This is a genomic window from Flavobacterium sandaracinum (assembly GCF_004349135.1).
Classification (GTDB): domain Bacteria; phylum Bacteroidota; class Bacteroidia; order Flavobacteriales; family Flavobacteriaceae; genus Flavobacterium; species Flavobacterium sandaracinum.
Genome location: NZ_SMFN01000024.1, coordinates 25,453 through 39,165, shown reverse-complemented (window position 1 = coordinate 39,165; position 13,713 = coordinate 25,453). Strand labels below are relative to the sequence as shown.

Here is a 13,713-nt window from a genome sequence, read left to right as displayed (position 1 = left end):
GTTCTTACTTAAAGTTCAAAAAAAAGTCCCATTTGCAAAAAATGGGACTTTTTCATTTATAATTTTTAACTTATTTTATCATTTCAATTTTTTGAACTTCTTCTTCGTTGATGCTGTCAAAGAAACCTTGTTCGTTCATCCAATCATCGCTAAATACTTTACTCATATACCGAGAACCGTGATCCGGGAAAATTGCGATTACATTACTGTTTTCATCAAATTCTCCTTCTTCTGCATATTGTCTTATCGCTTGCATCACTGCTCCAGAAGTATATCCAACAAATAAACCTTCTTTTCTAGTGATTTCCCGGGCGGCATGAGCGCTTTCCTCATCCGTTACTTTCATAAACTTATCAATAATATCAAAATCTGTAGCTGATGGAATTAAATTTTTTCCAAGACCTTCTATTCTGTATGGATAAATTTCATCATTATCGAATTCTCTGGTTTCATGGTATTTTTTCAATACAGAACCAAAAGCATCAACGCCAAGAATTCTAATATTTGGATTTTGTTCTTTTAGGTATTTTGCTGTACCTGAAATAGTTCCACCTGTACCACTACAAGCGATCAAGTGTGTAATTGCGCCATTAGTTTGTTTCCAAATTTCTGGTCCGGTAGACTTATAATGCGCATCAACATTTAACTCATTAAAATACTGATTGATATAAACCGAGCCTTTCGTTTCTTCGTGCAAACGTTTGGCTACGTTATAATACGAACGTTCATCATCAGCAGAAACATGTGCCGGACAAACATATACTTTAGCACCTAAGCTGCGAAGCATGTCTATTTTATCTTTAGATGATTTAGAACTAACAGCAAGAATGCAGTTGTAGCCTTTTATGATACTGACCATTGCTAAACTAAAACCCGTGTTACCGGAAGTCGTTTCAATTATGGTATCACCCGGAGATAAAATACCTTTCTTCTCTGCTTCTTCAATGATGTATAATGCTATTCTATCTTTTGAGGAATGTCCTGGATTAAAAGCCTCTACTTTAGCATAAAAATTTCCTACTAAATTTTCAGTAACTTTATTTAGCTTAATAAGTGGAGTATTCCCTATTAATTCTAAGACATTATTATAAGCAGTTATTTCTTTTTTCATAAAAAAATAGTTAGTCGTGGCAATTTTCCATCAAACACGAATGTTGCAAATCTAACAAAAAAAAACTAATTAGTTTTTAATTCCTTCTAAATCTAATAAAAAACTATATTCCTTTGCTAATTCTTTTAGGGCTTCAAATCGACCAGAAGCGCCACCGTGACCGGCATCCATATTAGTATTAAGATATAAAACGGTATCATTTGTTTTTTGAGTTCGTAGCTTTGCAACCCACTTTGCAGGCTCCCAATACTGCACCTGAGAATCGTGAAGTCCGGTTGAAACAAACATATTAGGATATTTTTGAGCTTTTACATTATCATAAGGCGAATAGGATAACATATAATCATACGATTTTTTCTCGTTTGGATTTCCCCACTCATCATATTCTCCGGTTGTAAGCGGAATCGTATCATCAAGCATCGTAGTGATTACATCTACAAAAGGAACTTGAGCAATTACCCCATTGTATAATTCAGGCGCCATATTCACTACTGCTCCCATCAATAAACCTCCAGCTGAACCGCCTTCGGCATATAAATGTTGTGGTGAAGTAAATTTCTCCCTGATTAAAAACTTAGAACAGTCGATAAAATCAGTAAAAGTATTTTTCTTTTTCAATAATTTACCGTCCTCATACCACTCTCTTCCTAAATCCTCGCCACCACGTATGTGCGCTATGGCAAAAACAAATCCTCGATCCAAAATTGACAATCTTGTAGATGAAAAGTAAGCATCCATGGTCACTCCGTACGAACCATACGCATAAAGCAATACCGGATTATTTCCGTCTTTTTTCAATCCTTTGTGGTAAACCATTGAAATTGGCACTTTTGTTCCATCAGTTGCTGTAGCCCAAACACGCTCTTCGATATAATTATTTTTATCAAATTTGCCACCAAGAACTTGTTGCTCTTTCTTGATTTCTTTATCCTTAGTTTTCATATTAAAATCAATAACCGACGATGGTGTCGCCAAAGATTGATAACTGTAACGCAAAATATCAGTGTCAAAATCTACGTTAGTTGTAGTATTTGCGCTGTACGTTTCGCTGCCAAAAGGCAAGTAGTACTCTCCTTCTCCATTCCAAGGCATGATGCGAATGTGATTCAAGCCATTAGAACGTTCTTCAACGACCAAATAATTTCTAAAAATTTCAATATCTTCTAGTAAAACATCTTTTCTGTGCGCGATTACATCTTTCCAATTTTCTTTTGCAGTAGCATTTTCAGGAGTTTTCATCAACTTAAAATTAGTCGCTTTGTCCTTATTTGTAATAATGTAAAAAGAATCTCCAAAATGAGAGATACTATATTCCAATCCACGCACTCTAGGCTGAAAAACTTTAAACTCTCCGTCTGGCATATCTGAATTTAATGTTCTATACTCCGTCGTTAAGGTGCTTCCTGATGCAATTACAATGTATTTTTTTGATTTTTCTTTCCCAACGGAAACGTTGAACGTATCATCTTTTTCATTAAAAACCAATACATCATTGGCAGCATCTGTAGCTAATTTATGTTTGAAAACTTTATCAGATCGCAAGGTAACTTCGTCTTGCCTAGTGTAAAAAATAGTCTTATTGTCATTCGCCCATACCGAACTTCCGGTAGCATTTTCAATCTTTTCAGAAAACAGTTCACCCGTTTCGAGATTTTTTATTTGTATGGTATAAATCCGTCTTCCCATTATGTCTGTGCCAAAACTTACAAATTTATTATCTGGACTTATGCTTAAACCTCCCAATTGAAAATACGAATGCCCTTCAGCCAGCTCATTACAATTGAACAAAATTTCCTCTGTAGCAGCAAGATTCCCTTTTTTTCGGGAATAAATAGGATAGTCTTTTCCAGTTTCAAAACGCGTGATGTAATAATATCCATTGTACAAATAAGGAACCGATTGATCGTCTTCCTTGATGCGGGCTTTCATTTCTTCGTATAAATCTTTCTGAAAACCTTTAGTATCCGCAGTCATCGCATCATAATACGTGTTCTCTTGATTTAAATAATCAATGACTTCCGGATTCTCTCTATCGTTTAACCAAAAGTAATTGTCTAGCCTTTTTTCACCATGTTTTTCTAATGTTTTTGGAATTATTTTAGCTATTGGAGTTGGAATATTTTTTGACATTTTTTGTGCTTTAATTTTAGTATTTGATGCTGCAAAAATAACACAAAGACAACTGAGGATGAGTTTATTTTTCATGAATATTTTATTGATTATGACTATGCAATATAGTAATTTTGTAAATCAAATTAATTTAAAAAATTAAAACATGGATTTAATGGGAATGATGGGCAAACTTAAAGAGACCCAACAAAAGATAGAAGACACAAAAAAACGTTTAGATACTGTTCTAATTGACGAACAAAGTACCGATAGTTTATTAAAAGTTACGTTGACAGCTAACAGAACTATCAAATCAATCACTATTGACGACACTCTATTAGAAGATAAAGATCAACTGGAAGATTATTTGATTTTAGTATTGAATAAAGCGATTGAAAAAGCGACAAATATGAATCAAAGCGAACTGGATGCCGTTACTAAAATGGATATGCCAATGATTCCTGGAATGGAAGATTTGTTTAAATAAAAAGTTTAACGTTTAAGGTTTAACGTTTTTTGATCGTGATAAAAACTTTAAACCTTAAACGTTAAACAAATTTCCCAAAAAGAATTACACTAACTTTTGCAGTGTTTCTAGTACATACGTGTGCATTACTTCTTTGTAATCTAGATGTGTGACAATTCGCAGTTTTCCGTGGCCCATTGAACTGATTAAAATATTTTTTTGTTTCAACAATTCGATTAAGTTCTTCTCGATACAATTTGGAACGAGTGAAAAAATCAAAATATTAGTTTCAACCGGTTCTACTGAGGCTACCCAACTCAACTTTTTTAATACTTCGGCAATTTCTTTAGCTCTACGGTGATCTTCAGCAAGGCGTTCTATATTGTTATCTAAAGCATAAATTCCGGCTGCCGCCAAATAGCCTACTTGACGCATTCCGCCTCCTAATATTTTACGAATTCGCAAAGCTCTATGAATCGTAGCTTTATCAGCCAATAACACCGAGCCAATAGGAGCTCCCAAACCCTTAGACAAACAAACTGAAATGGTATCAAAGAGTTTACCAAACGCTTTCGGATCTTGATTTTTAGCAACCAAAGCATTCCAAATACGAGCCCCATCCAAGTGAAATTTCAAATTATTGGCATCACAAACCATCTTTATTTTTTGCAAATCTTCCAGTTCATAACAAGCGCCACCTCCTTTATTAGTGGTATTTTCTACGCAAACCAAACTCGTTAATGGACTGTGGTAAAATTCCGGATCATTAATCGCTCCTGCTACTTGCTCCGCTGTAATCATTCCGCGATTTCCATCCAATAAACAACAGGAAACCCCGCTGTTAAAAGAAGCACCACCGCCTTCGTAATGATAAACATGTGCATATTTATCCGCTATTAATTGTTCTCCAGGCTGTGTGTGCAATTTTATAGCAGTTTGGTTGGCCATCGTTCCTGACGGAAAAAAAAGCCCCGCTTCCATACCAAACATTTCAGCAACTTTGGCTTCAAGTTCAATCACGGTGGGATCTTGTTTGTAAACATCATCCCCTACCACAGCGTTTAACATGTATACCAGCATTTCGCGCGAAGGCTTTGTAATTGTATCGCTAACTAAATTTATTTCCATATTATTTTTTTATTTTTGATAAGGAGAAGCCACGACTTGTCCCTGCGTAAAATTTTTCTATTTTTGTGCCACAAATTTACACAATACCGTTTGTTAATTCCAACTAGTTCCGTTAAAACTAAACTAATTGTAGTACACAAAGGGATTTTTGATGAATATTAAAAATAGACCTATTAAATTAATACAATTTTATGACAACTACCGAACAGATTAAAGGTATTGTAGAGCGCCTTGGTGCGTTGAGGAGGTATCTTTGACGTTGATGCCAAATTAATAGAAATTTCAAACGAAGAAGAGAAGACTTTTGCACCCGACTTTTGGAATAACGCAAAAGATGCCGAAATCATTGTAAAGAATCTTCGAAATAAAAAAAAGTGGATTGAAGATTACAATAAAGCCATCGAAATGACGGACGAATTGCAATTGGCCTATGATTTTTACAAAGAAGGAGAACTTACAAGTGAGGAATTAGACGAACATTACAGCGCTACGCAAGCGCATATTGAAGCCATCGAATTCAAGAACATGCTTTCTGACGAAGGTGATACTTTGAGTGCAGTGGTGCAAATAACCGCTGGTGCCGGTGGAACTGAAAGCTGTGATTGGGCCGAAATGCTCATGCGCATGTACATGATGTGGGGCGAAAAGTACGGTTATAAAATAAAAGAACTGAATTTCCAGAAAGGTGAAGCTGCGGGAATAAAAACCGTAACACTCGAATTTGAAGGCGATTATTCTTTTGGGTATTTAAAAGGAGAAAATGGCGTACATCGATTGGTGCGTATTTCCCCTTTTGACAGTAATGCCAAGCGTCATACTTCGTTTGCTTCTGTTTACGTGTATCCACTTGTGGATGACAGCATCGAAATTGATATAAATCCTGCCGACATTGAAATTACAACTTCGCGATCTAGTGGCGCAGGAGGACAAAATGTAAATAAGGTTGAAACCAAAGTACAATTGTTTCATAAACCAACTGGAATCCAAATACAATGTTCCGAAACGCGCTCGCAACAAGATAATAGACAGCGTGCCATGCAAATGTTACGGTCGCAATTATACGAAATTGAGCTAAAAAAGAAACAGGCTCAACGAGCGGATATCGAAGCAGGAAAAATGAAAATAGAATGGGGATCACAAATCAGAAATTATGTGATGCAACCCTATAAATTAGTCAAAGACGTTAGAACTGGTCATGAAACCAGTAATGTTGATGGCGTTATGAATGGTGAAATTGATGAATTCTTGAAAGCCTATCTAATGATGATGGGACAAAAAGAAGAGTAATCAGGTGCAATCGCTCAAAATGCAATCATTACGCTTTAATAAGACCTAAATTATTTAAAAAGGCTCCACTATCTTTTATCAAAATAGTGGAGCCTTTTTTAAATTTTAGGATAATGTATACCTAAAATGTAGCTGCATTTAAAGATCTAAAGCCATTCAATTAATGAAACACCAAGACCGACGGTAGTTTGCAAATGATTATAATCAATCAATGTTTCTCCGTATCCGTGAGAGATTAATAAATACCCTTTTAAATTATTTTTAATAGGATAAGACCAAGAAAATGTCGAATTACCCCTAGCTTTGGAATTAAAATTAAGATTGTGACTACCAACGAAAGAAAGTATATTTCCGTTTTTAGTATAAATTACGTTTACATCACCTCGTCCTACAAATTCGGCAATATCTGGATTATCATCTTTCCCACCAGGCACTCGAAGCCATGGTCGTACATAGATGGTCCAGTTCTTACGTTCTAGTCCAGCATGAAAAATTACTCTATTCCAACTTCTTGAAAAAGGCTCACTTTTACCATTAGACTGATGGTTTAAAGCGACTCCAATCATTCGAGTTTTAAAACCCAAGAAATTAAATTTAACAGGCACATTCAAGATTAGTTCTGGCTCATAATTAACTTCTCTAAAAGGTCTAGAAAGAGCATTATTATAGATTTGCCAATGCGATATTTGCGTATAAGCTACCCACAAATCACCATATCCCCAAAAGATACCCTGCATTACTTTAGTCTTGAAACTCAATTGAAATTTAGATTCAATATTATTATAATTAATGTCTGGAGGAGCTACATAATCTGGATCTAAATTCCCAGAAATTGGTCTTTCATTAGGATTACTTGTCCATCGAACAGGCATTACAAACATTGGTTTATAAGGAGTAACCAAAAAAGTTCCTCTCGTTGAAGTGGTATCCAATTCCCAACGTTCCGTCAAATCCCTTAATTGCGTCTTACTATTGAAAAGCGCTTGAATTTGCGCATTTGCAGAAGTGGAAAAACATAAAACAAAAAACAAAGCTATTTTAATTTGAAAAAATCTCATAAGGGCAATAAAATTAATACTTTGCAAATATACGCTTTGAGGTTTGTTTTACGTTGTAGAATTAAGTTGATAATTTCTACTGCTAAAACTGTCTTTTTTTTTTAAAGAAAGCAGTAGGATTAGGAATATTAGACCTAAATTCTTTTATTTGAAAATTATTAAATACCAAAACCAAATTTATACCTAATGAAATCCTTTACAATACAAGAAATAAATAAGATTCTACAAGGGAATATTGTCGGGAATACCTCTGAAAACATTACCGCTCCAGAACAATTAGAAATGGCTGGTGCTACTGAAATTTCATTTATTGGAAACAAAAAATACGAAAAATTTTGGGCAACATCTAAAGCTAGTGTTGCAGTTGTCAATGAGGATATTGCAATAGAACCAGGAGAAAACAGGGCTTTTATAAAAGTTAAAAATGCTGATTTAGCAATGTCACAAGTTTTAGAACTTTTTGCACCTCCAGCGCCTTTATTTAATATTGACATCCATCCAACCGCAGTGATAGATCTCACAGCAACTATTTGCAATGGAGCAAGAATTGGAGCGGGCTGTTATATAGGACCAAATGTGGTTTTGGGCGACAACACAACAATTTATCCCAATGTTACCATTCTTGATGATTCTACAGTGGGGAAAAACACTGTAATTTGGTCAGGAACTGTTATTCGGGAACGATGTCATATTGGGAATGATTGTATCATACATCCTAATGCCACTATCGGTGCCGATGGTTTTGGTTTTCGACCGGATCCACAGCGAGGCTTGGTAAAAATTCCACAAATTGGTAATGTTATTATTGGCAACAATGTAGAAATTGGGGCCAATTCTTGCGTTGACAGAGGGAAATTTAGCTCTACCATTTTAGGAGATGGTTGCAAAATTGATAATTTAGTCCAAATAGGCCATAACAGCAAATTAGGTAAATTTTGTATTATGGCTGGAAATAGCGGTCTTGCTGGTTCAGTAACACTAGGAAACGGTGTGATTATAGGCGGAAGCGCTTCCATAAAAGACCACACAACTATTGGCGATGGAGCCATTGTAGGAGCTGGTTCTGGTGTAACAGGAGATATTCCTGCCGGAAAAACCATGTTAGGTTATCCAGCTGTAGAAGCTCGTGATGCATTGAAACAATGGGCAATTTTGAAAAGACTTGTAAATGAGTCTAAAAAATAAATAGGTACTTTTTTATTAAATTCATAAAAAAACAGAAGTTAGCTTCTGTTTTTTTGTTTTAATAGTAAACAAATATTCGATTTCCTCTCTAAACCCACAAAATAGTAAAATTTATTTCATTGGATTTTGTATTTTAGCGCAAACATTTATTAACACAATTTCATCATGGATTTAAACTTCAACAAAAACGAAGACCACAATAAACTTTTACTTTCTGCTTTGCGTCAAAAATTGAGCGTAGTTAAAATGGGAGGCGGTGAAAAACGCATCCAAAAATTACATGGAGAAGGCAAAATGACTGCACGCGAACGCATCGATTATTTATTGGATCCAAAGGCAAAATGTATAGAAATTGGAGCTTTTGTTGGAGAAGGAATGTACGCTGAACATGGAGGATGCCCTTCAGGAGGGGTAGTAGTTAAAATTGGATATATTAGAGGAAAACAATGTATTGTGGTGGCCAATGATGCTACTGTAAAAGCAGGTGCATGGTTTCCTATCACTGCCAAAAAAAATCTACGTGCACAGGAAATTGCAATGGAAAATCGTTTGCCAATTATCTATTTAGTGGATAGTGCAGGCGTTTATTTGCCTTTGCAAGATGAAATTTTTCCAGATAAGGAACACTTTGGTCGCATCTTCAGAAACAATGCCCAAATGAGCAGTATGGGAATCACCCAAATTGCTGCCGTGATGGGAAGCTGCGTTGCCGGTGGTGCCTATTTACCTATTATGAGCGACGAAGCTTTGATTGTTGAAAAAACAGGAAGTATTTTTCTAGCTGGAAGCTATTTAGTAAAAGCTGCTATTGGTGAAAGCATCGATAACGAAACACTAGGTGGCGCAACTACGCACTGTGAAATTTCGGGCGTGACGGACTATAAAGCCAAAGATGATAAAGATGCCTTAGATAAAATAAAAAATATTGTAGACAAAATAGGCGATTTTGATAAAGCAGGGTACAGCCGAATTAAAGCGGAAAAACCAGCATTAGACGAAAAAGAAATCTATGGTGTTTTGCCAAAAGCCAGAAATGAACAATACGATATGATGGAAATAATCAATCGTCTGGTTGATAATTCTGAATTTGAAGCGTATAAAGACGGCTACGGACAAACAATCATCACTGGTTATGCCAGGATTGATGGTTGGGCAGTAGGAATTGTGGCTAATCAACGAAAAGTGGTAAAAACAAAGAATGGTGAAATGCAGTTTGGTGGTGTAATTTATTCCGATTCAGCGGATAAAGCCACACGTTTTATTGCCAATTGCAACCAAAAGAAAATTCCTTTGGTCTTTGTTCAAGATGTTACCGGTTTCATGGTAGGATCTAAATCCGAACATGGCGGAATTATAAAAGATGGTGCAAAGATGGTCAACGCCGTTAGTAATTCAGTTGTTCCAAAATTCACTGTGATTGTTGGAAATTCCTATGGTGCTGGAAATTATGCCATGTGCGGCAAAGCGTATGACCCAAGATTAATTTTTGCGTGGCCAAGTGCAGAACTCGCGGTTATGGGTGGAACTCAAGCGGCAAAAGTATTGGCACAAATTGAAGCTTCTTCACTTAAAGCAAAAGGAGAATTAGTAGATGAAGAAAAAGAAAAAGCACTTTTTGACAAAATAAAGGCCCGATATGACGAACAAGTTTCCCCTTATTATGCTGCTTCCAGATTGTGGACGGACGCCATAATCGATCCTTTAGATACGCGTACATGGATTTCAATGGGTATTGAAGCGGCAAACCACGCTCCTATCGAAAAGAAATTTAATTTGGGCGTTATTCAAGTTTAATACTGATTTTCAAGTACTTATGTAATTATTTTGTACATTTTTGGCTGTTCTGCAATTTACGTATAGTACTTGCAGAACAGCTTTTCTTATTATATTAAGCCCAAAAAATCTTAACCTAATTCATTTTAATAATTTAAAATTAGAGACAAATGAAAAAGATTTCGGTTTTACTACTTGCTACTGCACTACTACTTGGTCAGTTTATCGTTGCCCAAACTAGTGGAGAGCCATCCAAGGCTACAAATGAAAGGAAATCTGTTTATTTTGAATCTGGAATCAACGCTTCCTTACCAGTACATATAGAAATGTATAGAACCCACAGGTTGGGTATTGGCATAAACGCTAGAGTTGGAAAAATAGTTTCCCGAAAAGTAGAACTAGGCATTCGTTTTGACTATGATTACCGATTCATTAAAAATAATACACGAATACTAACCGCCGAAAGTACGCTCGCAGAAAGAGCCAGTCACAATAATTTCAGTCTATTTTGCCTCAAACCCAACATTCAATTTAATATGAACTCGCATTGGTTTTGGGGTGTAGAAACGGGTATCGGTTATGCGCTTTCAGATGAAAATCCAAAGATTGGGCTGGGTTTTGTGTCAGAATATGCAAGTGATCAGCAGTTCGGTTTGTGTTCGGATCTGTATCTGGGCAGGTATTTTGTTATTAATCCAAAAATAAATAAAATAGGTATATCTATGAATTTAACTCAATTTTTAGCTCATGGCCATGCTGAAAATAGTCTTGGATTCAAACTAAATTACCGTTTTTTAACTAGCTTTTTAAAACCAAAAAAAAATGCCCCAAATAGTGTCTAACTTTTTGGAGCATGTTAAAATAAAGATGCTTTTTTTCTACAAATAATGAAATAAGTAATAAGTATAAAACAATGACGTATTTTTTTTTACCATATAAGTCATTGAAGTTTCATTTGTGTAAGAATGATAACTTAAGCAATAATAAGGTCATTTAAGGTTTAATGCTTACATGACTTTTTATGTTGAATAGTATTTCACTCCTTTTATAGTACGGCAATAAATAAGTCCAACTACTTAAGTAGTTTTTTTAAATACCCTCTACGATTTCTTTGCGTTTTATTTTTCCATTTTCAGTTTCTGTAAATTTTGCAACATAAAAAATTTCTTTGGGTTTTTCATATTTATCTAAATCTTCAAAAATTGTATCTTCTAGAACTTGCTCTTCACCCTCTATTATTAAAGCTAATTTCTCACCTAAATCAGTGTCTTGAATTCCCGTGACAAAAAATCTAGTATGAATCTTGTGGGATAATTTAGCTTCAATTTTCTCTGGTATCAATTTGATTCCTCCACTGTTTATTATATTATCCATTCGTCCTAAAAACAAAAACTGACTCTCTCCAATTAAGGCTACAAGATCATTGGTTACAATAGAACCTTTTGAAATTTCAGGAGCATCAATTATAAGGCAATTTCGATCATCAATGGCAATTTTTATATTTGGCAAAACTGAAAAAGCTTCTTCTCCTATTTGCTTTGCAGCGATATGAGTTATTGTTTCAGTCATACCATACGTTTCGTACACTTTTGTTTTCAGCTTTGAAAGTCCTTTTTCTAGTACATCATTCATTCTTGCACCACCAATGATTACTGTTTTTACGTTTTCTAATTCCGATAAAGAATTTTGAGCTTGCAAAGGGACCATAGCAACAAAATCATATTTAGAATCATTATCTTGCAAAGGATGTGCACTTGGTGCTACAAAATCAATATCGAGACCTAAAATAAAGCTTCTTACAAACATCATTTTTCCAGCGATGTATTTCGTAGGTAAACAGTGTAGTGCTTTATCTCCTGGTTTTAAACCGAAAAAATCTCCCGTTGCTATCGCTGAATTGACCATTGCCTGCTTTTCAATTCGGATTAGTTTAGGCGTTCCTGTTGTTCCAGAAGTAGTCATTTCCAGATAGGACTTAGCATCAAACCAATCAAGAATAAAATCACCAACTGCTTTTTCGAACTCCTCCCCTTCTTTGATAAAGCTATAAGCTACTCGGCATAAATCATTTCGGTTCAAGTGAAATCCATTCAATTTAAATAAATTATGGACATTATTATAGGTTATAGTATTGATCATGGTTACGTAATTTATTAAGATATTGAAAAAATAAACATACTAAATTTTTCCTGTTAATTTTTCTTTCCAGTTGGTCCAGTTGTATTTTTTACTAAAGATAAATAAAAGTATCGGGTAAATAATAATTACCGGAAGAATAACATCAAAACCTGCTGAAGGGTCTGAAACATCTTTAAAAATAGAATGTGTCTGGAAGGCAGACCAATCCGAAGTGACGAGTAAAGCGCCAACCAAATTATTAGCAGCGTGAAACCCTAAGGCGAGCTCCAATCCCTCATCCATAAGCGTAATAATCCCCAGAAACAAGCCTGTTCCGATATAATAAACCAATATAATGTAGCCAATTTTATCCACTTCAGGATTAAAGATATGCATCCCACCAAAAATAAGCGAAGTCATGAGAAGAGGAAACCATTTGTTTTTAGACAAATTAGCAAAACCCTGCATCAAATATCCTCTGAAAATATATTCTTCAGAACTGGTTTGTACTGGAATAAGTAGCGTTCCAATAATAACAAGAATTACAAAAGGAATTGGTTTAAAATTGATTACAAAGTCGTTGGGTTCATAAAAATAAAAAGACAACGTTGTGACTATTGTAATCGCAGACCAAAGTGAAAAAGAAAAAAAGATTCGATTCCAGTCCACGTTACTTCTAGTAGTAGTTACAGATAGTAGCGTTTGATTATGTAAATGTCGTACTACTAAAACAACTCCTAGCATAATAAAAACAAATGAAATCAATATCAAAAATAAGGTTACATTAGGCTCAAAAAACCTCATTAATGCCTCATTATTTGTTGGGTATGATGTGCCATTGGTGAATGTTTCATAAAACAAAGCCGCAACAAATAGCATCTGACCTATTAGTGAAGCTAAAACGAGTAATACCGAACCCCAAATATACTTCCAAAATCTATTTTCTGACTTTACACCTTGTTCTATAAACATGAATTTTACTTTAATTATATACCTGATTAGTTTAACAAACCTTATTTTTGTTACAGGATACAGTTCCTTGTTTTAAAAACCGTAACAAACAAAATATAAGTTTACATGCTACAAATATACCATAATTCCCGCTGCGGAAAATCCAGACAATGTTTAGCACTTATTCAAAATTCGAAGCTAGAATATAAAGTCATCCACTACCTAACACATCCACCTTCATTTGAAGAACTGTCTACCATTATTGAAAAACTAAACATAAAACCTTTTGATTTAGTACGACAAAAAGAAAAAATTTGGATCGAAAATTATAAAGATCAAAAGTTAGATGACAAACAAGTTATTCTAGCCATGATATCGAATCCAATTCTAATTGAAAGACCTATTGTAGTCAAGGGAAACAAGGCAATTATAGGACGAGATTTAGAAAAAGTCAGCAAGTTCATCGCGTAACAATTCAATTATTTAAATTTAACATTTTTTTATGACAGTGGGCATTAAACAAAAAT

12 protein-coding genes are annotated in these 13,713 nt (G+C 34.9%); 6 read left to right on the top strand and 6 right to left on the bottom strand.

The window, feature by feature from the left end; translation table 11 throughout:
* Nucleotides 1–70: 70 nt before the first annotated feature.
* Together capA and E0F91_RS15445 are read right to left on the bottom strand one after the other, a co-directional pair.
* Complete coding sequence (gene capA / locus E0F91_RS15450; RefSeq protein WP_132067338.1) at nt 71–1,111, bottom strand: cysteate synthase; 1,041 nt, start codon at nt 1,109–1,111, stop codon at nt 71–73.
* 69 nt (nt 1,112–1,180) lie between these two features.
* A complete protein-coding gene (locus tag E0F91_RS15445) occupies nt 1,181–3,241 on the bottom strand; it encodes a S9 family peptidase (protein ID WP_132067337.1) in 2,061 nt (686 codons plus the stop codon).
* Between the two features lie 145 nt (nt 3,242–3,386).
* On the opposite strand from E0F91_RS15445, the gene E0F91_RS15440 reads away from it, so the two are divergent.
* Nucleotides 3,387–3,707 (top strand): YbaB/EbfC family nucleoid-associated protein, encoded by a 321-nt coding sequence (locus E0F91_RS15440; RefSeq protein ID WP_132067336.1) that lies wholly within the window; start codon nt 3,387–3,389, stop codon nt 3,705–3,707.
* Between the two features lie 84 nt (nt 3,708–3,791).
* Here the strand turns inward: E0F91_RS15440 and E0F91_RS15435 are convergent, their stop codons facing one another.
* Nucleotides 3,792–4,814 (bottom strand): threonine aldolase family protein, encoded by a 1,023-nt coding sequence (locus E0F91_RS15435; RefSeq protein ID WP_132067335.1) that lies wholly within the window; start codon nt 4,812–4,814, stop codon nt 3,792–3,794.
* Between the two features lie 191 nt (nt 4,815–5,005).
* Here E0F91_RS15435 and prfB point away from each other — a divergent pair.
* Nucleotides 5,006–6,101, top strand: a protein-coding gene (gene prfB, locus E0F91_RS15430; RefSeq protein ID WP_132067334.1) for a peptide chain release factor 2 whose coding sequence is annotated in 2 segments (ribosomal slippage) — nt 5,006–5,068 and nt 5,070–6,101 — 1,095 coding nt in all. Because the reading frame shifts where the segments join, the coding sequence is not laid out codon by codon here.
* 146 nt (nt 6,102–6,247) lie between these two features.
* Here prfB and E0F91_RS15425 read toward each other — a convergent pair.
* On the bottom strand, nt 6,248–7,159 hold the full coding sequence (locus E0F91_RS15425) for a phospholipase A (protein ID WP_132067333.1): 912 nt from the start codon (nt 7,157–7,159) through the stop codon (nt 6,248–6,250).
* Nucleotides 7,160–7,345: 186 nt separating this feature from the next.
* Here E0F91_RS15425 and lpxD point away from each other — a divergent pair, with 186 nt between their 5' ends.
* The 3 genes from lpxD to E0F91_RS15410 all read left to right on the top strand — a co-directional run bounded on the left by lpxD (nt 7,346) and on the right by E0F91_RS15410 (nt 10,959).
* Nucleotides 7,346–8,344 carry a UDP-3-O-(3-hydroxymyristoyl)glucosamine N-acyltransferase gene (gene lpxD, locus E0F91_RS15420; protein ID WP_132067332.1) on the top strand — a complete coding sequence of 333 codons (999 nt, stop codon included), beginning with the start codon at nt 7,346–7,348 and terminating at the stop codon, nt 8,342–8,344.
* Between the two features lie 165 nt (nt 8,345–8,509).
* A complete protein-coding gene (locus E0F91_RS15415; protein ID WP_132067331.1) occupies nt 8,510–10,138 on the top strand; it encodes an acyl-CoA carboxylase subunit beta in 1,629 nt (542 codons plus the stop codon).
* Between the two features lie 149 nt (nt 10,139–10,287).
* Complete coding sequence (locus tag E0F91_RS15410; RefSeq protein WP_132067330.1) at nt 10,288–10,959, top strand: hypothetical protein; 672 nt, start codon at nt 10,288–10,290, stop codon at nt 10,957–10,959.
* Nucleotides 10,960–11,206: 247 nt separating this feature from the next.
* On the opposite strand, the gene E0F91_RS15405 is transcribed toward E0F91_RS15410, so the two are convergent.
* Both E0F91_RS15405 and E0F91_RS15400 read right to left on the bottom strand, forming a co-directional pair.
* On the bottom strand, nt 11,207–12,256 hold the full coding sequence (locus E0F91_RS15405; protein WP_132067329.1) for an AMP-binding protein: 1,050 nt from the start codon (nt 12,254–12,256) through the stop codon (nt 11,207–11,209).
* A 39-nt stretch (nt 12,257–12,295) separates the two neighbouring features.
* The gene (locus tag E0F91_RS15400) at nt 12,296–13,207 is read right to left on the bottom strand and encodes a CPBP family intramembrane glutamic endopeptidase (protein WP_132067328.1); all 912 of its coding nucleotides are present in this window, start codon (nt 13,205–13,207) and stop codon (nt 12,296–12,298) included.
* A gap of 105 nt (nt 13,208–13,312) precedes the next feature.
* On the opposite strand from E0F91_RS15400, the gene arsC reads away from it, so the two are divergent.
* Nucleotides 13,313–13,657: an arsenate reductase (glutaredoxin) gene (gene arsC / locus E0F91_RS15395; RefSeq protein ID WP_132067327.1), complete on the top strand. Its 345-nt coding sequence runs from the start codon at nt 13,313–13,315 to the stop codon at nt 13,655–13,657.
* The last annotated feature ends 56 nt before the right edge of the window (nt 13,658–13,713 follow it).

Coding starts and splice junctions, on each gene's coding strand:
- capA (WP_132067338.1), bottom strand. CDS start 1,111: ATGAAAAAAGAAATAACTGCTTATAATAATGTCTTAGAATTAATAGGG.
- E0F91_RS15445 (WP_132067337.1), bottom strand. CDS start 3,241: ATGTCAAAAAATATTCCAACTCCAATAGCTAAAATAATTCCAAAAACA.
- E0F91_RS15440 (WP_132067336.1), top strand. CDS start 3,387: ATGGATTTAATGGGAATGATGGGCAAACTTAAAGAGACCCAACAAAAG.
- E0F91_RS15435 (WP_132067335.1), bottom strand. CDS start 4,814: ATGGAAATAAATTTAGTTAGCGATACAATTACAAAGCCTTCGCGCGAA.
- E0F91_RS15425 (WP_132067333.1), bottom strand. CDS start 7,159: ATGAGATTTTTTCAAATTAAAATAGCTTTGTTTTTTGTTTTATGTTTT.
- lpxD (WP_132067332.1), top strand. CDS start 7,346: ATGAAATCCTTTACAATACAAGAAATAAATAAGATTCTACAAGGGAAT.
- E0F91_RS15415 (WP_132067331.1), top strand. CDS start 8,510: ATGGATTTAAACTTCAACAAAAACGAAGACCACAATAAACTTTTACTT.
- E0F91_RS15410 (WP_132067330.1), top strand. CDS start 10,288: ATGAAAAAGATTTCGGTTTTACTACTTGCTACTGCACTACTACTTGGT.
- E0F91_RS15405 (WP_132067329.1), bottom strand. CDS start 12,256: ATGATCAATACTATAACCTATAATAATGTCCATAATTTATTTAAATTG.
- E0F91_RS15400 (WP_132067328.1), bottom strand. CDS start 13,207: ATGTTTATAGAACAAGGTGTAAAGTCAGAAAATAGATTTTGGAAGTAT.
- arsC (WP_132067327.1), top strand. CDS start 13,313: ATGCTACAAATATACCATAATTCCCGCTGCGGAAAATCCAGACAATGT.